Source organism: Hahella sp. HN01, from assembly GCF_018986435.1.
Taxonomy (GTDB): Bacteria; Pseudomonadota; Gammaproteobacteria; order Pseudomonadales; family Oleiphilaceae; genus Hahella.
In genome coordinates this window covers 227,651-248,971 of record NZ_JAHMIN010000003.1, presented here as the reverse complement: position 1 = coordinate 248,971, position 21,321 = coordinate 227,651, and the positions used below count along the sequence as shown (strand labels likewise).

General features: G+C 55.7%; 16 protein-coding genes. 9 read left to right on the top strand and 7 right to left on the bottom strand.

What is annotated here, in order from left to right; genetic code table 11:
* The first annotated feature begins 75 nt into the window (after positions 1–75).
* Positions 76–1,314: a nitrous oxide reductase family maturation protein NosD gene (locus KP814_RS04835; RefSeq protein WP_216735684.1), complete on the top strand. Its 1,239-nt coding sequence runs from the start codon at positions 76–78 to the stop codon at positions 1,312–1,314.
* Between the two features lie 185 nt (positions 1,315–1,499).
* Entirely contained in the window at positions 1,500–2,780 is a 1,281-nt protein-coding gene (locus tag KP814_RS04830) for a right-handed parallel beta-helix repeat-containing protein (protein ID WP_216735683.1), read from the top strand.
* Between the two features lie 98 nt (positions 2,781–2,878).
* Here the strand turns inward: KP814_RS04830 and KP814_RS04825 are convergent, their stop codons facing one another.
* From KP814_RS04825 to tkt, 7 genes are all read right to left on the bottom strand, one after another.
* Entirely contained in the window at positions 2,879–3,337 is a 459-nt protein-coding gene (locus KP814_RS04825) for a response regulator (RefSeq protein WP_216735682.1), read from the bottom strand.
* Positions 3,338–3,595: 258 nt separating this feature from the next.
* Positions 3,596–4,255: an OmpA family protein gene (locus KP814_RS04820; protein WP_011395471.1), complete on the bottom strand. Its 660-nt coding sequence runs from the start codon at positions 4,253–4,255 to the stop codon at positions 3,596–3,598.
* Positions 4,252–5,292, bottom strand: a complete 1,041-nt coding sequence (locus KP814_RS04815; protein WP_216735681.1) for an alpha/beta hydrolase — start codon at positions 5,290–5,292, stop codon at positions 4,252–4,254. The genes KP814_RS04820 and KP814_RS04815 overlap by 4 nt, the downstream gene beginning before the upstream one ends.
* A gap of 254 nt (positions 5,293–5,546) precedes the next feature.
* A complete protein-coding gene (gene fba, locus KP814_RS04810; protein ID WP_216735680.1) occupies positions 5,547–6,611 on the bottom strand; it encodes a class II fructose-bisphosphate aldolase in 1,065 nt (354 codons plus the stop codon).
* A 120-nt stretch (positions 6,612–6,731) separates the two neighbouring features.
* Entirely contained in the window at positions 6,732–7,898 is a 1,167-nt protein-coding gene (locus KP814_RS04805; RefSeq protein WP_216735679.1) for a phosphoglycerate kinase, read from the bottom strand.
* Positions 7,899–8,001: 103 nt separating this feature from the next.
* Entirely contained in the window at positions 8,002–9,015 is a 1,014-nt protein-coding gene (gap, locus tag KP814_RS04800; protein WP_216735678.1) for a type I glyceraldehyde-3-phosphate dehydrogenase, read from the bottom strand.
* 33 nt (positions 9,016–9,048) lie between these two features.
* Positions 9,049–11,058, bottom strand: a complete 2,010-nt coding sequence (tkt, locus tag KP814_RS04795) for a transketolase (protein ID WP_216735677.1) — start codon at positions 11,056–11,058, stop codon at positions 9,049–9,051.
* 294 nt (positions 11,059–11,352) lie between these two features.
* Between tkt and KP814_RS04790 the strand changes: the two genes are divergently transcribed.
* The 7 genes from KP814_RS04790 to KP814_RS04760 all read left to right on the top strand — a co-directional run bounded on the left by KP814_RS04790 (position 11,353) and on the right by KP814_RS04760 (position 21,284).
* Positions 11,353–12,432, top strand: coding sequence for a metalloregulator ArsR/SmtB family transcription factor (locus tag KP814_RS04790; protein ID WP_253938162.1), 1,080 nt, complete (start codon positions 11,353–11,355; stop codon positions 12,430–12,432).
* Between the two features lie 17 nt (positions 12,433–12,449).
* Complete coding sequence (gene metK, locus KP814_RS04785; protein ID WP_216735675.1) at positions 12,450–13,610, top strand: methionine adenosyltransferase; 1,161 nt, start codon at positions 12,450–12,452, stop codon at positions 13,608–13,610.
* Between the two features lie 105 nt (positions 13,611–13,715).
* Positions 13,716–15,107, top strand: a complete 1,392-nt coding sequence (gene ahcY / locus KP814_RS04780) for an adenosylhomocysteinase (protein ID WP_216735674.1) — start codon at positions 13,716–13,718, stop codon at positions 15,105–15,107.
* A gap of 76 nt (positions 15,108–15,183) precedes the next feature.
* Positions 15,184–16,047, top strand: a complete 864-nt coding sequence (gene metF / locus KP814_RS04775) for a methylenetetrahydrofolate reductase [NAD(P)H] (RefSeq protein WP_127972960.1) — start codon at positions 15,184–15,186, stop codon at positions 16,045–16,047.
* Positions 16,048–16,306: 259 nt separating this feature from the next.
* Positions 16,307–19,093, top strand: coding sequence for an EAL domain-containing protein (locus tag KP814_RS04770; RefSeq protein ID WP_216735673.1), 2,787 nt, complete (start codon positions 16,307–16,309; stop codon positions 19,091–19,093).
* Between the two features lie 92 nt (positions 19,094–19,185).
* Complete coding sequence (locus KP814_RS04765) at positions 19,186–20,538, top strand: adenosylmethionine--8-amino-7-oxononanoate transaminase (protein WP_216735672.1); 1,353 nt, start codon at positions 19,186–19,188, stop codon at positions 20,536–20,538.
* Between the two features lie 2 nt (positions 20,539–20,540).
* Positions 20,541–21,284: a 16S rRNA (uracil(1498)-N(3))-methyltransferase gene (locus KP814_RS04760; protein WP_216735671.1), complete on the top strand. Its 744-nt coding sequence runs from the start codon at positions 20,541–20,543 to the stop codon at positions 21,282–21,284.
* Positions 21,285–21,321 lie beyond the last annotated feature (37 nt).

Sequence of the window (21,321 nt, the reverse complement as noted above, 5' to 3'; positions counted from 1 at the left end):
ACCCCATATTGCCCCTCTGCTACGGAGCCTGCACACTGCTTACTACCCTAAGCATCAGAAACAAAAGGATATTTTATGAAGTCCGCACTAGGAGCCCTGTTTGGGTGCGCGCTTTCCAGCGCCTGTTTCGCCACCAATTTGAACATCGTCGACTACGGCGCCACGCCGGATGACTACAACGATGATGACGCCATCGCTATCAACGCCGCCATCAACGCCGCCCGCGAAGGGGACGTCGTCATCGTTCCTGAAGGGACATTCCATATTCGCGAAACGATCAACCTGAAAAGTAACGTCAGCCTGAAAGGAGAGGGCTACGCCAAGTCAGGCATTGCAGCGTTATTTGAGGGGGATGATCCAGAAGATATCGTCCTTAAAGGTAAGAACGTCACTAAAGTCACCATTTCCGGCTTGCGGCTTAAAACCAACTTGAGCGGCGGCGTTAAAGCGCTGGTTTATATCAAGAACTCTTCCGACGTCACTATCGACGACGCCAGCTTCCACCGATTCAAACGCCACGGCGTTTACTTCAGTAACACCGTGAACGGAAAGGTTCTGAACTCCAAGTTTCAGGAAGCCACCGAAATTAATACTGGCGGTTATGGCTATGGCGTGGTTTACACCGATGGATGTGAAGGCGGCCGAGTAGAAAACAGCGACTTTAATGGCCCGGATATCCGTCACGGCGTCGTCGTGCAAGGCGGAGACGCCAACGGTCCCAGCCACGGCGTCGTGATCAGGGACAACCGCTTTGTGCATACCGCTCAAGACGCCATCGACCTGCATGGTTACGGCGAGTACGGCAACTATGTCATGTACAACACCATCCAAGGCGACCCGGACAGTGACACTATTGGACGCGGAATTGGCGTCGGCGAAGACGTTCACGGCCCCTCAGGAAGCGGTAACGTCATCAAATACAACGTTATCCGCGATACCCGTTACGGCATTCATGTACTGACCGGCTCCCCCAGCGTCACCATCCGATACAACGAAATTTACGACTGCAAGCGCTACGGTATTTACATCCAGAATGGTCCCGATGCGGATATTCGCGACAATAAAGTCGAGGGCTGTGAAAAATGGGGCATTTACGTAGAAAAAGGCGACAACACCGTCATCCGTAAAGCGGAGACAGGCAACCAGGTCCATAACAACGGACTGGGCGGCTCAAGCTTTGGGGGCGTGCGCGTTGATGCAGACAATTCAGGTCTGGATATTCAGGACAACGATTTCTGCAACAACGAAAGCAAAGGCGGCGTAAACCTCTCATTTGAAGGCCAGGGCACAGTAAAAAACAACCTTTGCCAATAGCTTTCTTTGGGTCCTTGAAATTGCAGGACTACAGCCTGCCGCCCCACCAAGGTCAGGCAGGCTGAACTCGCGTCAACTTTGACCGTCATATGCCTGGCGTCAAACCCCAGACTTCCAAATTGCGCTTCCGCTCTGCGGAGTCAGACGCACTAACCACCCTAAACATCAGAAACAAAGGATATTTTATGAAATCAGCACTAGGAGCCCTGTTTGGGTGCGCGCTCTCCAGCGCCTGTTTCGCCAACAACTTGAACATCATCGACTACGGCGCCACGCCAGACGACCACAGCGACGATGACTCCATCGCCATCAACGCCGCCATTAACGCCGCTCGTGATGGCGATACGGTCATCATCCCTGAAGGAACCTTTCACACCCGCGAGGAAATCATACTGAAGAGTCGCGTTAACTTGAAAGGCGCCGGGTACGCCAAATCGACGATTACTGCGGTATACACCAGTAAGGACAATGACGACGAACATAAAACCTTAATTAAAGGCAGGTACCTGTTTTCGGTCACCATATCCGGGCTGAGACTGAAAACCATCCATCCAGAGGGAGTCAATAAGCTGATTTCCATCATAGATTCTGAAAACGTCAGCGTTAATGAAAGCAGTTTTCACCGATTTGAAGAGCATGCCGTTTATTTTTATAACACCGTCAACGGCAGAGTCGCCAACTCCCGGTTTCAGGATGCAACGAATACGATCGATGGAGGACATGGCTATGGCGTGGTCTACACAAGCGGGTGTAATGGAGGCAGAGTGGATAACAGTTACTTCTATGGCCCCGATATTCGTCACGGTGTAGTGATTCAAGGGGACAAAAAAATAAACCGCCCCAGCCACGGTATCACTGTAAACAGCAATTACTTCAAAGACACAAAACAAGACGCCATTGATCTACATGGGTCAGGCGAGTACGACAACCTCGTCATAAACAATACAATCGTGGGCAATCCCAACGACAAGGCGTTAGGCCGAGGAATTGGCGTTGGCGAAAACAGGCACGGACCTTCTGGCAGCGGAAATGTCATCAAAAACAACGTCATTCGTAATACTCTGTACGGCATACATGTCCAAAAAGGTTCCCCTGACGTTAAGATTAAAGGGAATAAAATCTACGATTGCGATCGCATGGGTATATTCATTGAGGGAGGACAAAATGTGGATATAGAGGCCAACACAATAGAAGGGTGTGAATGGTGGGGGATTTATGTGGAAGACGGCGACAATACCACCATTTCTTCAGGAAGCGAGGCTACAAACGAAGTGCACGGCAACGGCTGGGGCTCCAGTGGAACTTGGCGTGAACCCAAAGTCTATGGCAACGGCGGCGTACGCGTAGAGAGTCAAAATACTGGGATGAATGTGCGAAATAATAACTTTTGCGATAACGAGAGCAATGGCGGCCCCAACTTCCAGTTTGAAGGGCAAGGTACAGTCCGGAATAATCAATGTCAGTGAGGCGAACTAACTCCTCTCACATATGATTAATGCGTCACCAGGGCAGCTACAAACTGCCCTGGCCGCTTCCCTCTTCTTCAGTCCTAGCCCAAACATCGCTAATACTCCGTCTTGGGAAACTCATTTTTCGATAACCAGTAATAGAAGATAGAGTAAATGGTGTCGTAAAAGTCCTGTATTCCATATTCCATTCTTTTGCTGATCAAGCTGGATGCGCCCGATTTATAACACTCAATCGCTGTACGTTCATGGGTGGATTCCGTCAGAACGACAATGGGCGTAAAACGATTATGATCCGATTTACGGATCGCCTGCATGACTTCATAGCCGCTGGCGATTGGCAGCCCCAGATCCACCAATATGAGATCAAAGTGGGCGTTGTGAACCTTGAACATCGCCTTGGCGCCGTTATCCACAAACTCGCACTGGCATCGAACCTCCCGACGCTCCAGAACCCTGCGCATGAGGTCCACCGTGTCCTGATCGTCCTCAATCACCAGAACCCTGCGATTATGCGATGTGCTGCTTTCCATTAAACGGTAATCTGCATAAGACACGTTTTTCCGCTCCTTATGAAACCTGCTATTCAACGGTTCGCTCAGAGATTGACGGCGGGAAGGTCGCGTTTCTGCGAGACGCGGACAATGGGTAAACATAAACGGACATCGGGCTGATCATAACCCGCCAGATGGACCGCTCCCTGGCGATTAGTCGATTTAAGCATAGTTTAAATCGAGAGCTAAGATCGAGCTTGCCCCTGAAACGAAAAAAGCCAGCCTTCACAGGCTGGCTTTTTCAGCAAATGCAGCTGGCGATTAGCCTTGCATTGGCACCAGTTTCAGCTCAACGCGACGGTTGGCTGCGCGGCCTTCAGTCGTGCTGTTAGTGGCCACAGGATAACGCGGACCGTAACCGATAGTTTGCACACGTGAACTCAACACGCCCTGGGAGATCAGGTAACGACCAACGCTGCCGGCGCGCTGCTCGCTCAGACGCTGGTTCAGGTCCAGGCTGCCGGTAGAGTCGGTATGGCCGCTAACCTGAATGATAGTCTTATCGAACTCTTTCAATACCAGACCAACTGAGTCCAGCGTGTCGTAGAAGTTCGCCTTCACTTCCGCACGACCGGTATCGAAGGTGATGTTGCCAGGCATAACCAGGGTAATCTCGTCGCCGTTACGCACTACGCGCACGCCAGTGCCTTCCAGACGGTGACGCAGCTCAGACTCTTGCTTGTCCATGTAGTAGCCGATGCCGCCGCCTACAGCGCCACCCGCAGCTGCGCCGATCAGAGCGCCCTTGCCGCGATCTTTCTTACTGGAAGTGGCCGCGCCAATTGCTGCTCCAGCAACCGCGCCGATCACAGCGCCGGTAGTTGCGTTAGCGGTTTTCTTTTCCCCAGTGTAGGGATCGTAGGTTTGGCATCCAGCGGCCAGGGAACCCGCTACTACAAGAGCACAAAGCTTAAATTTCATTCTCTATCTCCAGATTTATCAGAGTTGGCGGTAATTGTAGTTTCATTTTTCTTAACAGAAGCTGAACGCTGACCAGCGATAGCTCTGTCAAAAGCTTCACTGATCCAGCCAAAGACCCTTGCCCGGATCTCTGGCGACTCGTTTACCAGTTGATGACGTCCCGTCTCCAGATATTGCACTTCCGCATTCGGCAACAGGCGCTGTAATTGCGGAACATTATGGCGCCAGTCCACGGTAGTGTCTTCCTTACCTTGCACAATGGTGACAGGTTGCTCCAGCGGGTCCGTGCTTTCAATACGTTTTACCCACCGTCGCAACGCGCCCACCCAGTCAATGGACACCGCCCTCGACTGCAAAGGATCTTTGTCTTTGAGAAACTTAATAAATTCGGGGTCGTTGGAATTGACCATAAATACCCGACGCCAAGTACGGATAAAAGGTCCAAACAAGGTATGCAGCATCACCACGGAGCGCCACCCCTGCGGACGCACCAACGGCGCCAAAAACGCCCAATGCAGGAACGGGCTGCTTTCAGGCGTGAACCGGTTACTGAACAGATACTCTATTAAAACCGCCCCGCCCGTGCTTTGCCCCACGGACATCCAGGGTTTCGGCATATGGCCGTCGCACAGCATCAGACAGGCTTCCAAAATAGACTGATATTGAGCGAAGTTCTTGATCGAAACGGTCTCTCCGCTGGACAGTCCGTGACCGGGCAAGTCATATGCGACCACCGCGTAGCCATCGCGTAACAAATGCTCAACCAAATGCCCAAACAGTCCCACATGGTCAAAGTAGCCATGAAACACAAATACCGTACCGCGCGGCCGGGGAGGCGTATACATATGGCAGGCCAGTCGATAACCAATGGCCTCAAAGTATCCCAGTCGATGCGCTACGCCAGTAATGCGGGTTTCTTTATCGATGCGATAGTAACTGCAGTAGTGTTTTTCTATCTCAGTCAGATGGGGCGCGTCTTTAAATGAAATCGGACGCAGTTGCTTGCGCAGGAGTTCTCTGTCCCAGAATGGCGTCATGAAAAAATCAAACCTTAATTTCAGGTCGGGCCGGCCCGCCCCAGATTCCTTTTGGCGAAGCACTCATTGCCGCCGCTATCTTCGCGCCGGATATCACACCGACGTCTGTTCAGCATAGACCAATCACGGGCTCGCGGTCGGGGCTAATTTAGCATGATCCGACTTGCGCCAAGATTAACAATAAAAAAGGGAACACCCGTCGCATTATCTGCGGCGGGTCATTCCCTTCCTTAAGGTCTTAAGCGGTCAGCGGATCAATTGATCTTCTGATCAAGTTCGCCACGAGAGTAGCGCTGGAACATGGCTTCCAGCGACATCGTCTTGATCTTGCTGGCCTGACCGGCGGCATTGAACGCTTCATAACGCGCCACGCAGATTTCCTTCATAGCCTTGGTGGCTACAGCCAGGTATTTGCGAGGATCGAATTCAGACTTGTTCTGCCCCATGAAACGACGGATCGCGCCGGTGCTGGCCAGTCGCAAATCGGTGTCGATGTTCACTTTACGCACGCCGTACTTGATGCCTTCCTGAATTTCTTCAACCGGCACGCCATAGGTTTCCGCAATCTCACCGCCGAACTCGTTGATGATCGCCAACCAGTCCTGAGGAACGGAGGATGAGCCGTGCATAACCAAGTGCGTGGTGGGAATACGTTCGTGAATCGCTTTGATGCGATCAATCGCCAGAATGTCGCCTGTAGGCGGACGGCTGAATTTGTAGGCGCCGTGGCTGGTGCCGATAGCAATAGCCAGCGCGTCCACCTGGGTCTTCTTGACGAAGTCAGCCGCTTCATCAGGATCAGTCAGCATCTGATCGTGGCTGAGAACGCCCTCAGCGCCAATGCCGTCTTCTTCGCCCGCCGTGCCGGTCTCCAAAGAGCCCAGACAGCCCAACTCGCCTTCCACGGAAACGCCGCAAGCATGGGCCATTTCCACAGTGCGACGAGTGACGTCGACGTTGTATTCATAGGTAGTCGGGGTCTTGCCGTCTTCCCCGAGGGAGCCGTCCATCATGACGGAGGAAAAGCCCAGCTGAATGGAACGCTGGCATACTGCCGGCGAAGTGCCGTGATCCTGGTGCATCACTACCGGAATATGAGGAAACTCCTCAATCGCCGCCAGAATCAAGTGACGCAGGAACGGAGCCCCGGCGTATTTGCGGGCGCCCGCAGACGCCTGCACGATCACAGGGCTGTCGGTTTGGTCCGCAGCTTCCATAATGGCCCGCATCTGCTCCAGGTTATTGACGTTAAATGCAGGAACGCCGTAACCGTGTTCAGCCGCATGGTCCAGAAGCTGGCGCATGGTAATCAGTGCCATTTCTCTTCCCCTTAGTGTTCAATTTTTAGTTAATTAATCTCTCGCATCGACCATCGCGACGGATACTTGGCCCGTCGCGTTTTCTGAGCCGACAATCTGACTACAGTCTGTCCCCAAAACTTACTCGGCGGCCCGCTTTTGCAGCATGGCCACAGCCGGCAGGGTCTTACCTTCCACAAATTCGAGGAACGCGCCGCCGCCGGTGGAAATGTACGAAATCTTATCAGATACGCCATATTTATCGATCGCCGCCAGGGTGTCCCCGCCGCCGGCGATGGAAAACGCATCCGATTCAGCAATGGCTTTGGCCAGGGTTTTGGTGCCTTCGCCAAACTGGTCGAATTCAAACACGCCGACCGGACCATTCCACAGAATCGTCTTAGCTGACTTAAGCAGCTCCGCCAAGGCGGCCGCAGACTGAGGTCCGATATCCAGAATCATATCATCGTCCGCCACCTCGGCAATCGGCTTAACGGATGCTTCGGCGCTCTCGCTGAACGCTTTCGCCGTGACAACGTCGGTCGGCAACGGAATTTGCACCTTGGCCGCAATGCTGCGAGCGGTATCCAGCAGATCCATTTCGCACAGAGATTTGCCGACTTTGTGATCGGCCGCCGCCAGGAAGGTGTTGGCGATGCCGCCGCCAACGATCAATTGATCGCAGACTTCCGACAAAGAGTTCAACACGTCCAGCTTAGTCGATACTTTGGAGCCCGCCACGATAGCGACCATGGGTCTTTGTGGTTTATCCAAAGCCTGACCCAGCGCTTCCAGCTCCGCCGCCAGCAAAGGCCCGGCGCTGGCGACTGGCGCGAATTGGGCGACGCCATGGGTGGAAGCCTGCGCACGGTGCGCGGTGCCGAAGGCGTCCATGACAAAAATATCGCACAACGCCGCGTACTTCTTGGACAGCTCTTCGTTATCCTTGCCTTCGCCGACGTTGAAGCGCACGTTCTCAAACAGAACCAGACCGCCCTCTTCCACCTCGAAATCGCCGTCCAGATAATCACGCAAGACTGGCGTTTCGCGTCCTAACAGGCTGGAAAGATGAGCGCCCACGGGCTGCATGGAGTTTTCTTCGGAGAACTGTCCTTCTTCCGGACGCCCCAGATGAGACATCACCATCACTTTGGCGCCCTGCTCCATCGCCAGTTTGATAGTGGGAAGCGCCGCCTGGATACGCGCGTCGGACGTCACTTTGCCGTTTTTGACCGGCACGTTCAGGTCTTCACGGATCAACACTCGCTTGCCGCGCAAATCCAGATCCGTCATTTTAATCACAGACATAACAGTTCCTCATTTCAACAAAACAGTTGTTATCGTTTAAAACCCTTCCCTATGGCGTCGGCAGGAAAATCCCGGCGAGCGCCGCGGCGGCCGGGATCTGGCGCTATAGACTCAGCCAATGCGCGGACGTATCCAGCATGCGATTGGCGAAGCCCCATTCGTTATCGAACCAGGCCATTATTTTTATCAGTCGTCCGCCGCTGACTTTGGTTTGATTGGCGTCCACCACCCCACTGCGAGGATCGTGGTTGAAATCACAGGAAGCCAGCGGCTCTTCGGAAAAGCCAAGGATTCCAGTGTAAGCGTTCTGTGAGGCGGCCTTGAGCAAGCCGTTAACTTCCTCCATATCCGTCTCACGGGATACGCACACCGTGAGGTCCATCATGGATACGTTGATAATCGGCACCCGCACCGCGTTCGCTTCAAATTTACCGACCATGGACGGCAACAGTCTTTCGATGCCTTTCGCCAACCCCGTGTTCACCGGAATGATGGACGCCATCGCGCTGCGCGTGCGGCGCAGGTCATGATGGTGGTAGGCGTCGATGACCGGCTGGTCGTTCATGGCGGAATGGATAGTGGTGATCACCCCACGCTCCACGCCAAGATTATCGTCCAGCACTTTGATGATGGGGACGATGCAATTGGTGGTGCAGGAGGCGTTGGAAACGATGCGATGACTTTGCCGCAGTCCGTCGTGATTGATGCCGTATACCACGGTGTAATCCACGTCGGCTTCGGCCGGTTGAGAAAACAGCACGCGGCTGGAGCCGCTGCGCAGATGTTTTTCTGCGGTCATGCGGTCAGAAAAGGCCCCGGTGCATTCCAGCACCAGGTCCACTCCGATATCCGCCCAGGGAGCCCTGGCCGGATCTTCTTCACGCAGGATGCGGATTCTGTCGCCATTGACCATCAGTTGCCCGTCCCGTAAAGACACCTCCCCACGGAAACGACCGTGGGTGGTGTCATAACGCGTCAGGTAAGCGATGGTTTCCGCGTCCGCCAGTTCATTGACGGCGACAATTTCCATGGATTGGCGATAGCCGGATTCGTACAACGCGCGCAACACGCTTTGCCCGATCCGGCCATACCCATTAATGGCAATACGATGGGTCATACCGCTAAGGCGTTCTTCTGTTAGTAAGTGGATTTATGCATCCAGCGAGTCTAACAGATCTTGCGCCTGGGCCACCACGTTATCCACGGTGAAGCCGAACTCTTCGAACAGCAGGTTCGCAGGCGCGGACTCGCCGAAAGTGCTCATGCCCACGATGCGTCCGTCCAGGCCAACGTACTTGTACCAGAAGTCCTGGTGCGCCGCTTCGATTGCGATGCGAGCGCTTACTTCCAACGGCAGCACTTGCTGGCGGTAATGGAAGTCCTGCTTGTCGAAAACGTCAGTGGCCGGCATAGACACAACGCGCACTTTGTGGCCCTGCGCAGTCAACGCTTCAGCAGAGGCGACAGCGAGGCCGACTTCAGAACCGGTCGCGATCAGAATCAGGTCAGGCTGGCCTGCGCAATCCTTCAGGATGTAGCCGCCTTTCTCGATATTCGCTACCTGCTCAGCGTCACGGGGCTGATGCGGCAAATTCTGACGCGAGAAAATCAACGCGCTTGGGCCATCTTCACGGGTGATCGCGCTCTTCCAGGCGACAGCGGATTCAACCGCGTCACAAGGACGCCATGTGCTCATGTTTGGCGTGGTGCGCAGGTTGGCCAGCTGCTCGATCGGCTGGTGAGTCGGACCGTCTTCGCCCAGACCGATGGAGTCGTGGGTGTAAACCAGGATGGAGCGCTGCTTCATCAGCGCAGCCATACGCACCGCATTGCGCGCGTATTCCATAAACACCAGGAAGGTGGCGCCGTAAGGAATGAAGCCGCCGTGCAACGCCACGCCGTTCATGATGGCGGACATGCCGAATTCACGTACGCCGTAATAAATGTAGTTGCCGTCAGCGTCGTCTTTGCTAACGCCTTTGCTGCCTTTCCAGATAGTCAGGTTGGAGCCCGCCAGGTCAGCGGAGCCGCCCAACAGTTCCGGCAGCAGCGGAGCGTATGCGTTGATGCTGTTCTGAGAGGCTTTACGGCTGGCGATGGTTTCGCCTTTGGCCTGACACTCGGCGATATAAGCGTCCGCTTTGGCGGCGAAGTCTTCCGGCAGTTTGCCGGCGCTACGACGCAGCAGTTCTCCCGCCAATTCAGGATGCGCTTGCTGGTATGCAGCGAATTTCTCGGACCAGGCTTGTTGCAGCGCTGCGCCTTTTTCTTTCGCGCTCCAGGCGGCGTAAATATCTTCGGGAACCACGAAAGGCTCGTGGGTCCAGCCCAGCGCCTGACGCGCGCCAGCGATTTCATCATCGCCCAGAGGCGCGCCGTGACACTCTTCTTTACCTTGCTTGTTGGGAGCGCCGTAACCAATGATGGTTTTGCAGCAGATCAGCGTCGGCTGCGAGGTATTGCCGCGCGCTTGCTCAATCGCTTGCTTGATGGCGTCGGAGTTGTGTCCGTCCACCCCTGGAATTACTTGCCAGCCGTAAGCTTCGAAACGCTTGGGCGTATTGTCGGTGAACCAGCCTTCCACTTCGCCATCAATGGAGATGCCGTTGTCATCGTAGAAACAGATCAGTTTGCCCAACCCCAGGGTGCCCGCCAAAGAACACACTTCGTGGGAGATGCCTTCCATCAGACAGCCGTCGCCCAGGAATACATATGTGTAGTGGTCAATAACGTCATGGCCGTCGCGATTGAACTGGCCCGCCAGCGCTTTTTCCGCCAGAGCCATACCCACGGCGTTGGCGATGCCCTGACCCAGAGGACCCGTGGTGGTTTCTACGCCAGGGGCGTAGCCGTATTCAGGGTGACCTGGCGTTCTGGAGTGCAGCTGACGGAAGTTTTTCAGGTCTTCGATGCCCAGATCGTATCCGGACAGGTGCAGAAGGGAGTACAACAACATAGAGCCGTGACCGTTGGACAGAACAAAGCGGTCGCGGTTAATCCAGGAGGGATCGGTCGGGTTGTGGTTCAGATAATCGCGCCACAGCACTTCCGCAATGTCCGCCATACCCATCGGGGCTCCGGGATGTCCTGACTTGGCTTTTTGCACAGCATCCATACTCAACGCGCGAATCGCGTTGGCGAGTTCTTTACGAGATGGCATTCAGCTCACTCCCTCTCAGATCGAGTTTTGGTTTGTGATTAGGGGGGTCAAAAACGAGAGCGTATTTTCATACATTAAAGAGGTATGAGCAAATTTCATCGCCCCAATCCCCATGTTTACCGCCCGTTCACCCCTCAAGCCCGTCTCCAAGGCGGTGACGCCGCCTTGTCCTACTGTCATTCACTGCAAAAAACAGCCCATTTTTTGCGCCAGAGAAACTATATCAAAATTTTTTGATATAGTTCTTGTGCGCATTTTTTGATGTTGCTAAACTTTCGGCCTATGAATGATTCCATGCTCCCACACAGCGACGGCGCGGATACTGAAGCCGCTGCGGACTACGCAGAACTGGCTGGCGTTTATAAGGCCTGCGGCGATGCGTTGCGTCTGGAGATATTGCGTGTCCTGGAACGGAACGCCTACGGGGTGCTGGAATTGTGTTCGATATTCGACGTCAAGCAATCCGCCATGAGCCATCACCTGAAAGTGTTGGCCAAGGCCAGGATGGTGGAAGCCCAGCGGGAGGGCAACAGTATTTTCTACCGACGTCCTATTCTGGCCGGCGACGACAGCGCCGAGCTGGCGCGGCTGCAGTTGTACAGCAATCTGGACCTGATGCCGTTGACCACGGACACCCGCGACCGTATTGGCAATGTAGGAGAGCAACGCGCGCAGCAAAGTCAGGCGTTTTTCTCCCGGTACGCCGAGCATTTCCAGGCGCACCAGGAGTTGATTGCGGAATATCCGTTATACGCCACGCCTGTGCGGGATATGTTGCAACAACAGTTGGCCGGCGAGAAGGTCAGCACGCTTCTGGAAATCGGCCCCGGCGAAGGCGCCTTTCTGGAAGATCTGTCGACGATGGCGGATTCCGTCATCGCCTTGGATAACTCCGAGGAAATGTTGCAAAAAGCACGCGATTTTGCGGACGCCAGACAGTTGTCGAACGTGCGCTTTATCGTAGGAGATACGCGAGGCGCCCTCGAACAGGGCGTCAGCGTTGATGTGATTGTGATGAACATGGTGTTGCACCATGTGGCGTCGCCGGCGGACATGATTCGCGATTGCGCGGCCTTGTTGCGCCCCGGCGGCATGTTGATTTTGAGCGACTTGAGCCGCCACGATCAGTCCTGGGCCAGAGAGTCCTGCGGCGATTTGTGGCTGGGCTTCGACAGCACTGAAATCTCCCGCTGGGGAGCGCAGTCGGGCCTGGCGGAAGGCGAAAGCATTTATATAGGCGTGCGCAATGGGTTTCAGATCCAGGTGCGCCAATTTTTATTGCCCAAAAACGGGAGCCGAACGCTGACCGACGCAACCGCATGTCAGTCCGAAGGTTCCGCAACATCAACCCACCCCAGTCATTGTAATCTTTAACCATAAGGACGCATGCGATGAGCGAATATTCCATTTTTACTTCCGAGTCAGTATCTGAGGGCCATCCAGACAAGATGGCGGATCAGATTTCTGACGCTATCCTTGACGCCATCATTAAAGATGATCCGAACGCGCGAGTGGCGGTTGAAACTTTAGTGAAGACGGGCATGGCGGTTATCGCCGGCGAAGTGCGCACCAACACTTACGTGGACCTGGAAGACATCGTCCGCGGCGTCATTCTGGATATCGGTTACAACAGCTCAGACGTTGGCTTTGACGGCGCGTCCTGCGCAGTACTGAACGCCATCGGCAAGCAGTCTGGCGACATCGCCATGGGCGTGGACGAAGCCAGCGAAAAAGATTTGGGCGCCGGGGACCAAGGGTTGATGTTCGGTTACGCGACCAATGAAACTGACGTGCTGATGCCCGCTCCGATTTATTACTCCCACCGTCTGGTGGAAAGACAGGCTTACCTGCGCAAAAACAGCATCCTGCCCTGGCTGCGTCCAGACGCCAAGAGCCAGGTGACTCTGCGTTACGAAAACGGCAAGCCGGTAGCGGTAGAAGCGGTGGTGCTGTCCACTCAGCATACCCCTGGCGTGAAGCAGTCCGACATTCGCGAAGCGGTGATGGAAGAGATCATCAAGCACGTGTTGCCGGAAGAATGGCTGCACAGCGACACCCAATACCACATCAACCCAACCGGCCAGTTCATCATCGGCGGCCCTGTGGGCGACTGCGGTCTGACCGGTCGTAAGATCATCGTCGACACCTACGGCGGCATGGCTCGTCACGGCGGCGGCGCGTTCTCCGGTAAAGATCCGTCCAAGGTTGACCGCTCCGCAGCCTACGCAGGCCGCTACGTAGCCAAAAACATCGTCGCTTCCGGTCTGGCGGCCAAGTGTGAAATTCAGGTGTCCTACGCAATCGGCGTATCGGAGCCCACCTCTATTTCCGTGAACACGTTCGGCACTGGCAAGATCAGCGACGACAAAATCGCCACTTTGGTGCGCGAGCACTTCGATCTGCGTCCACGCGGCCTGATCGACATGCTGGACCTGAAACGTCCGATCTATCGTCCGACTGCGTCTTACGGACACTTCGGCCGCACTGGCGACAGCTTCAGCTGGGAAAGAACCGACAAAGCCGACGCACTGCGCGCCGCAGCCGGTATCTGATTCCCATAGCAAAGAGCCTCCCCTGAGGCTCTTTTTGCAACAGACCGAGACTTCCGGCGGGCTCGCCCCGCCCCCCTCATTAGGATCAGCAATAGGACACCAAACATGGCTCAGTTACAATCTGTAGATAACTTCAGCGACTACAAGGTCAAGGACATCAGCCTGGCGGCATGGGGACGTAAAGAAATCAACATCGCCGAAGGCGAAATGCCTGCGCTGATGACGCTGCGTGAAAAATACCGCGCGCAACAGCCCCTGGCCGGCGCCCGCATCCTGGGATGCATTCACATGACCATCCAGACTGCGGTTTTGATCGAAACCCTGGTGGCGTTGGGCGCAGAGGTGCGCTGGTCCTCCTGTAACATTTTCTCCACTCAGGATCACGCAGCGGCGGCGATCGCAGCGGCGGGCATTCCCGTATTCGCCTGGAAAGGAGAAACCGAAGAAGAGTACGTCTGGTGCATCAAGCAGACCATCACCAAAGACGGTCAGCCCTGGAACGCCAACATGGTGTTGGATGACGGCGGCGACCTGACTGAAATTCTGCACAACGAATTCCCGCAAATGTTGGATCACATCCACGGCATTTCCGAAGAGACCACTACTGGCGTTCACCGTCTGCTCGACATGATGAAGAAAGGCGAGCTGAAAGTGCCTGCGGTCAACGTCAACGACTCCGTCACCAAGAGCAAGAACGACAACAAATACGGTTGCCGTCACTCATTGAACGACGCGATCAAGCGCGCCACCGACCACCTGCTGGCGGGCAAAAAAGCCCTGGTCATCGGCTACGGCGATGTGGGTAAAGGCTCCGCAGCGTCCCTGCGTCAGGAAGGCATGATCGTCAAGATCAGCGAAGTCGACCCGATCTGCGCCATGCAGGCCTGCATGGACGGCTATGAAGTCGTGTCTCCCTACATCGATGGCGTCAACACCGGCAGCGCAGAAGGCGTTAACCGTGACCTGCTGGGCCACACCGACCTGCTGGTCACCACCACCGGCAACGTCAATGTGTGCGACAAGTATATGCTGCAAGCGCTGAAATCCGGCGCGGTCGTGTGCAACATCGGTCACTTCGACAACGAAATCGACACCCGTTTCATGCGCGACAACTGGGAATGGGAAGAAGTGAAGCCACAGGTGCATATCGTGCACCGCAACAAAGATCAAAACGATCACCTGTTGCTGCTTTCCGAAGGTCGTCTGGTAAACCTGGGCAACGCCACGGGCCACCCTTCCCGCATCATGGACGGCTCTTTCGCCAACCAGGTGCTGGCGCAGATGTACCTGTTCGAACGCAAGTTCGCAGAGTTGCCTGCGGATGAGAAGCCCAAGAACCTGTACGTACGCGTTCTGCCCAAGCAATTGGACGAAGAAGTCGCGCGCTACATGGTGCAAGGCTTCGGCGGCGTCATCACCAAGCTGACGCAACCGCAAGCCGAATACATCGGCGTGGAAGTGGAAGGTCCGTACAAACCAGCGGACTACAAGTACTGATCGACCGCCGGTCTGGCGCGGTTCGCCGCGCCGCCGGTTGTCCAGAGAGATTCCCTAAACCGGAGGCAATACGCTAATGGAATCCCAAACTCAGTTTAAACGGCGTTTCAGTTTTGAATTCTTCCCTCCCAAAACCCCTGAGGGAATGGAAAAACTGCAGGCTGTGCGAGACAAGCTGGCCAAGCGCAAGCCGGATTTCTTTTCCGTGACCTACGGCGCAGGCGGCTCCACCCGCGAGCGCACTATCGACACCGTGCTGACGCTGCACAGACAGGGCATTTCCACCGCGCCCCACTTATCTTGTATCGGCGCCACCAAGGAATCCATCGGCGAATTGCTGGACCTGTACCGCTCCAACGGCATTCAACGCATCGTTGCGCTGCGTGGCGACCTGCCTTCCGGCATGGGCGCGCCCGGCGAACTGCGCTACGCCAACGAGCTGGTCAGCTATATTCGCGAGCGCACCGGCGATCACTTCTCCATCGAAGTAGCGGCTTATCCTGAGTTTCACCCCCAGGCGCAAAGCGCCGAAGCGGACCTGAACAACTTCCGCCGTAAGGTCGAAGCCGGCGCCACCAGCGCCATCACTCAGTATTTCTTCAACGCCGACTCCTATTTCTATTTCGTGGAGCGGTGCGAAAAAGCAGGCCTGAACCTGCCTATCGTGCCCGGCATCATGCCGATCACCAACTACAGCAATCTGGCGCGTTTCAGCGATATGTGCGGCGCGGAAATTCCGCGTTGGGTGCGCAAACAGTTGGAAGCCTATGGCGACGACTCAGCCAGCATTCGCAAGTTCGGCGAGGAAGTGGTCACGCGTCTGTGCGAACGTCTGCTCGCCGCAGGCGCTCCCGGCATCCACTTCTACACATTGAATCAGGCCGAGCCAAGTCTGGCGGTCTGGGACAATCTGAATCTGGGCGACAAGATTTCTTTCTGACCCGGACTCAAACGTCGACGCAATAAAAGGGCCTGCCTGGACTATCCGGCAGGCCCTTCGTTTATCCTGCCGCGCCCCTGTTCCCATACTATTTTTCAACGCGCCTTCCTGCTCTCCGGCATTTTCCACGTCGATAAGCCTCCGTGTTTTTAGTTATTCTCTTATCTGCTTCGCAGGGGTTGCGCCGCAACGCTTGGTGCTTCGCCAAATACCCGGCCATTACCTATACTGAATCCATAAACCAGGGGGCAGGCTAATAATGAAGTTGGGGGCTACCGCGGGCAGACTCGCAGCGCTGCTGATTATTCTCATAGCCTGCGTTGTACTGATCCTGCTTGATTACCGCGAACGCACGCGCAATTACTACCAATCCATGCAAGTGGAGCTGCAGCAGACGCAAAAGAACGTCAGCGCCTCCACCCGTCGCATCATGGAGCATATCGCCATTCTGCGCCGCGCAGCGGAAAGTTATTTTCTGAACCATCACGAGGATCATCTATACAGCGAGCTGTCCGCCAATATCGCCTATGACTCCACGCGCAGTCTCTTCGCCATGGATACCCTGCAACCGCCATTCTCCACGGATCAGGTAGGCAACCTCACCGGGCTGGGAGACATACAGGGACGCCAGCCAGACTACTACCGCGAGATGGAAATGGCGCTGTCGTTGACGCCGATCTTCCGCGCCACCAAAGAGAATCTGCCGGAGTCCAACTGGGTCTACTACATCTCCCAGAATCGCTTTCTTTATATCGCGCCCTGGATTGGTTCCGATAAGTTCGCTTATACCAATGAATCCCTGTCGCTGGAATTCTTTACCATGGCCCTGCCCTATCACAATCCCGAACGCACGCCGTTCTGGACCCGGGTGTACGTAGATGAGTTTGGGGAGGGACTGATGGTCACCGCCGCCGCCCCCATCTACGCAAACGAGGTTTTTCACGGAGCGGTGGCCATTGATATTACTCTTGATGTGCTTAAAGGGTTTGTGCGCAGTCCCAACTTGTCAGCGGGAGAGCTGTTTATCGTCAATCAGTCGCACCAGTTGCTGGCGCATCCGACTTTGACCTCATCCCATGCGAAAACCGCGGCCACTTTTCCTGAGGCATTACCCAAAGGCGTCGACAATTTTATTTCTCATCCCAAGGACATCCCCACCGATACCTTCCTGGAGATAAAAGGCTACGCTCTCATTCGCACCAATATAGATGAAACGCCCTGGTATTTGCTGCTGAGCGTGGAGCAGTCCGCCATCCGCAGCGCCATCATTGAGCAAATGACGCCGGAAATGGCGCTGGCGGCGCTAATCGTTCTTTTTGCCGCACTCATACAACGTTATTTTCTCACCGCCGGACAACTGGAAAGCAGCCAGCGCCGCTATCGGCAAATGTTTGAGCACTGCGACGCCGTGCAGATCATTCTCGACCCTCTGAACAACAAGGTCATCGACGCCAATCCCGCCGCCTGCGACTTCTTCGGTTTTTCCAGCGAAATGATGGGAAATATCTCCGCCTCGCGTTTATTTCTCTCTGAAAACAATGAAATGCTGGATGAGAGCTGGCTGCCTTCCCTGCAATCCGGCAAGACAGTCATCGCCGCCCGCCGCGGCGACAACCGCTCCAGTCTGGTGGAAATGTACGTTTCCGAAGTCAAAGACAGGGCCAGCTCCTATCTGTATTTGATCGTCCATGACATCACTGATCGTAAACGCAGCGAGGAGCAGATCCGCCTGCAGGCCTACTATGACCCTCTCACCCGACTGCCCAACCGCAGCTATCTGTTTGAACACCTCAATTCCCTGATCGCCAGTCATAAGCGGGAACATGCGCGTCTAGCGGTGCTGTTCATCGACCTGGATCGCTTCAAACAAGTGAACGACAACCTGGGACATGGGGTGGGAGACAAGCTGTTGCAGCAGGTGTCCAACCGGCTCAAGTCGCGGCTCAGAGAGAGCGACATGCTGGCGCGCCTGGGGGGAGACGAGTTCACCGTCGTCCTGCCTCACTTGCGGGAAGAAACCGACGCTATCCATGTCGCCAAAATATTGCTGCAGCAACTGGCGGAATCCTTCAGCGTCGGCGACTACGAACTGAACATCGGCGCCAGCATCGGCGTGACCCTGTTCCCCAAAGACGGCGAAGACGCCTCCACTCTGATCAAAAACGCCGACATCGCCATGTACAAGGCCAAGGACAACGGCCGCAATCAGTATCGTTTCTTTGAAGAACGCATGAACGAAGCGGCCGCCAGTCGCCTGATGCTGGAGGGCGATATCCGAGAAGCCACGCAAAATGAACAATTCCATTTAGAGTTCCAGCCCATCATCGACCTGAAGAACATGCGCCTGGCCGGCGCGGAAGCGCTGCTACGCTGGCTGCACCCCCGCTTCGGCGAGCTGCATCCCAGGGAGTTCATGTCCATCGCGGAAGAAACCGGCAATATTGTCCAGATCAGCGAATGGCTGCTGAAAAATGCGCTCAACCTGGCGGCGGAGTGGCAGTACTCCCGCCCCGCCGATCAACAGCCGTTCATCGCCGTCAATATGTCCCGGCGCCAGTTGATCAATTCGCAACATATCAAACGCTGGCGCGACATCATCCGTCAAAGCGAAGTGCCCCCTGGTTCGCTAGTGCTGGAGTTGACCGAGCATAATCTGCTCAATGAATTTGAAGAGAGCCGCCGCAGTTTGATGGAATTGCATCATATGGGCGTCAGATTATCTCTCGACGACTACGGCCACGGCGCGTCTTCCCTCACCTTGCTTAAAGAGCTGCCCATCTCCATGCTGAAGCTGGACGGCTTGCTGATCCGTAATCTCGGCCGCAAAACCAAGGAAGAAGTATTAATGGACGCGCTGGTGAAAATGGGGCGCGCCATGGATATGAAAATCGTCGCCGAGGGCGTGGAAACCCCACAGCAACTCGCCGTACTCAGGGAGTCCGGCTGCGATTACGGCCAGGGGTATTTGTTCAGCCCGCCGGCGCAGCCCCGCGAACTTTCCATGATGCTGGAAAAAGTGTTCAGCGTGCAGACCCAGGACGATTAAGCCTTTGGTCGACCTGCCGCCGGGCTCCACCCGGGCGCCGCCCTATGTCACAATAGGCGGCGAATTTACCGGACATAATTAGGAGCCTGGAATTGACTACCAACGCAGAACTGCGGGAACGCGATCTCAAGCGTGTGTGGCACCCCTGCACCCAGATGAAGGACCATGAGTTTCTCCCCCTGATTCCGATCAAAAGCGGCAAGGGCGTCTGGCTGGAGGATTTCGATGGCAATCGCTACATCGACGCCGTCAGTTCCTGGTGGGTGAACCTGTTCGGCCACAGTCATCCCTATATCAATGACGCCATCAAGTCCCAGTTGGAGCAATTGGAGCACGTCATTCTGGCCGGCTTTACCCATGAACCAGTGGTGAGACTGTCAGAACGTCTGGCGGAAGTGACGCCCGCCGGCCTCAACAAATGTTTCTATGCCGACAACGGCTCCTCCGCGGTGGAAGTGGCGCTGAAAATGAGCTTCCACTACTGGCGCAACAGCGGCAAGCCGAACAAAACCCGCTTCATCAATCTCAGCAACAGCTACCATGGCGAAACCCTGGGCGCACTCGCCGTCGGCGACGTCGCCTTATACAAGGAAACCTACAACGAGCTTCTCAATCCCGTCATCAATGTTCCCGGCCCGGATTGCTTTCACCGCGAAGCTGGCGAATCCTGGGAAGCGTATTGCCGTCGCCAGTTCGCGCATATGGAGGAGACGCTGCAGAAGCACGCCCATGAAACTGCAGCGGTGATCATCGAGCCGTTGGTGCAGTGCGCCGGCTCCATGCGCATGCATCACCCGGTGTATCTGAAGTTATTGCGGGAGGCCTGCGACCGCCATGGCGTGCATTTGATCGCGGATGAGATCGCCGTTGGCTTCGGCCGCACCGGCACGATGTTCGCCTGTGAGCAGGCGGATATCTCGCCCGACTTCCTGTGTCTGTCGAAAGGCCTGACCGCCGGCTATCTGCCCTTGTCCGTGGTCATGACTCACGACTTCATTTATGACGCTTTCTACGACGACTACGCCACCATGCGCGCCTTCCTGCACTCGCACAGTTACACCGGCAACCCGATCGGCTGCAGTGTGGCGCTGGCGACCCTGGACATCTTCCAAAATCAGCCCGTGATCGAGCAAAATAAGCGCCTTGCCGCCTGCATGCGCGAGCATACCGCGCATTTTGAGGACCACCCCAACGTGGCGGAAGTCCGCCAGACGGGAATGATCCTGGCGATTGAAATGGTGCAGGACAAGGCCTCGCGCACGCCCTTCCCCTGGCAGGAGCGGCGCGGCATACGGGTCTATGAGCATGCGTTGAAGAACCAGGCGCTGCTGCGTCCTCTGGGCAATGTTATCTACTTCATGCCGCCTTATGTGATCAGCGAAGACGAGATCGCTCATCTGGCCAAAGTGGCCTGGGATGGGCTGCATCTGGCGGTTAAGGACTGAACTTGAGAAACAATCGAATCTTTATCGACCAGCCTCTTGATGGCCTCAGCCAACTGACGCTGACCGGCGATCAGGCCAATTACGTTGGGCGCGTGTTGCGCATGCGCCCCGGCGACGCTTTTCATCTATTCAGTGGAGACGGCCGCGACTTTCCCGCCAAAGTCCTGGCGGTGAGTCGCAGGGATGTGGAAGTGGCGCTGTCAGAACCGCTGACGATCGACGCGGAGTCTTCCCTTAATGTGCATCTGGGACAAGTCGTGTCCCGGGGCGAACGCATGGACTACGCCGTGCAAAAAGCCACGGAAATGGGCGTTACGGCGCTCACGCCGCTGCTGAGCGAGCGTTGCGAAGTACGCTTGGATGGAGAGCGCCAGGACAAACGCTGGCGTCATTGGCGACAAGTGTCGATCAGCGCCTGCGAGCAATGCGGACGCGCCCGCGTTCCCGACATCGGCGACGTAACGCCGTTGGAAAGCTGGCTGCAAAACGTGACGGCGGACCTGAAGCTGATCCTGCATCCCGGCGATGCGCGCGCCTGGAGCCCGGCGCAGCGTCCCGCCAGCGTCTGTCTGCTGATTGGCCCCGAAGGCGGCTTTACGGATGAGGAAGTGGCTCTGGCGGAGCGTCATGGCTTTGTGCATGCGCCGCTCGGCCCACGCATTCTACGCACCGAAACCGCCCCCGTGGCGGCGCTGGCGTTGATGCAATGGCTATGGGGCGACTTTGGCGATTCTACGCCAACGTAAATCCAACTCCCTTTACAGCAAAACGCTAAAGAGAAAG

Excerpts from the sequence above, each read along its gene's own strand:
- ahcY (WP_216735674.1), top strand. The coding sequence starts at position 13,716 with ATGGCTCAGTTACAATCTGTAGATAACTTCAGCGACTACAAGGTCAAG.
- KP814_RS04805 (WP_216735679.1), bottom strand. The coding sequence starts at position 7,898 with ATGTCTGTGATTAAAATGACGGATCTGGATTTGCGCGGCAAGCGAGTG.
- fba (WP_216735680.1), bottom strand. The coding sequence starts at position 6,611 with ATGGCACTGATTACCATGCGCCAGCTTCTGGACCATGCGGCTGAACAC.
- metF (WP_127972960.1), top strand. The coding sequence starts at position 15,184 with ATGGAATCCCAAACTCAGTTTAAACGGCGTTTCAGTTTTGAATTCTTC.
- KP814_RS04830 (WP_216735683.1), top strand. The coding sequence starts at position 1,500 with ATGAAATCAGCACTAGGAGCCCTGTTTGGGTGCGCGCTCTCCAGCGCC.
- KP814_RS04815 (WP_216735681.1), bottom strand. The coding sequence starts at position 5,292 with ATGACGCCATTCTGGGACAGAGAACTCCTGCGCAAGCAACTGCGTCCG.
- tkt (WP_216735677.1), bottom strand. The coding sequence starts at position 11,058 with ATGCCATCTCGTAAAGAACTCGCCAACGCGATTCGCGCGTTGAGTATG.
- metK (WP_216735675.1), top strand. The coding sequence starts at position 12,450 with ATGAGCGAATATTCCATTTTTACTTCCGAGTCAGTATCTGAGGGCCAT.
- KP814_RS04820 (WP_011395471.1), bottom strand. The coding sequence starts at position 4,255 with ATGAAATTTAAGCTTTGTGCTCTTGTAGTAGCGGGTTCCCTGGCCGCT.
- KP814_RS04835 (WP_216735684.1), top strand. The coding sequence starts at position 76 with ATGAAGTCCGCACTAGGAGCCCTGTTTGGGTGCGCGCTTTCCAGCGCC.
- KP814_RS04770 (WP_216735673.1), top strand. The coding sequence starts at position 16,307 with ATGAAGTTGGGGGCTACCGCGGGCAGACTCGCAGCGCTGCTGATTATT.
- gap (WP_216735678.1), bottom strand. The coding sequence starts at position 9,015 with ATGACCCATCGTATTGCCATTAATGGGTATGGCCGGATCGGGCAAAGC.
- KP814_RS04790 (WP_253938162.1), top strand. The coding sequence starts at position 11,353 with ATGCTCCCACACAGCGACGGCGCGGATACTGAAGCCGCTGCGGACTAC.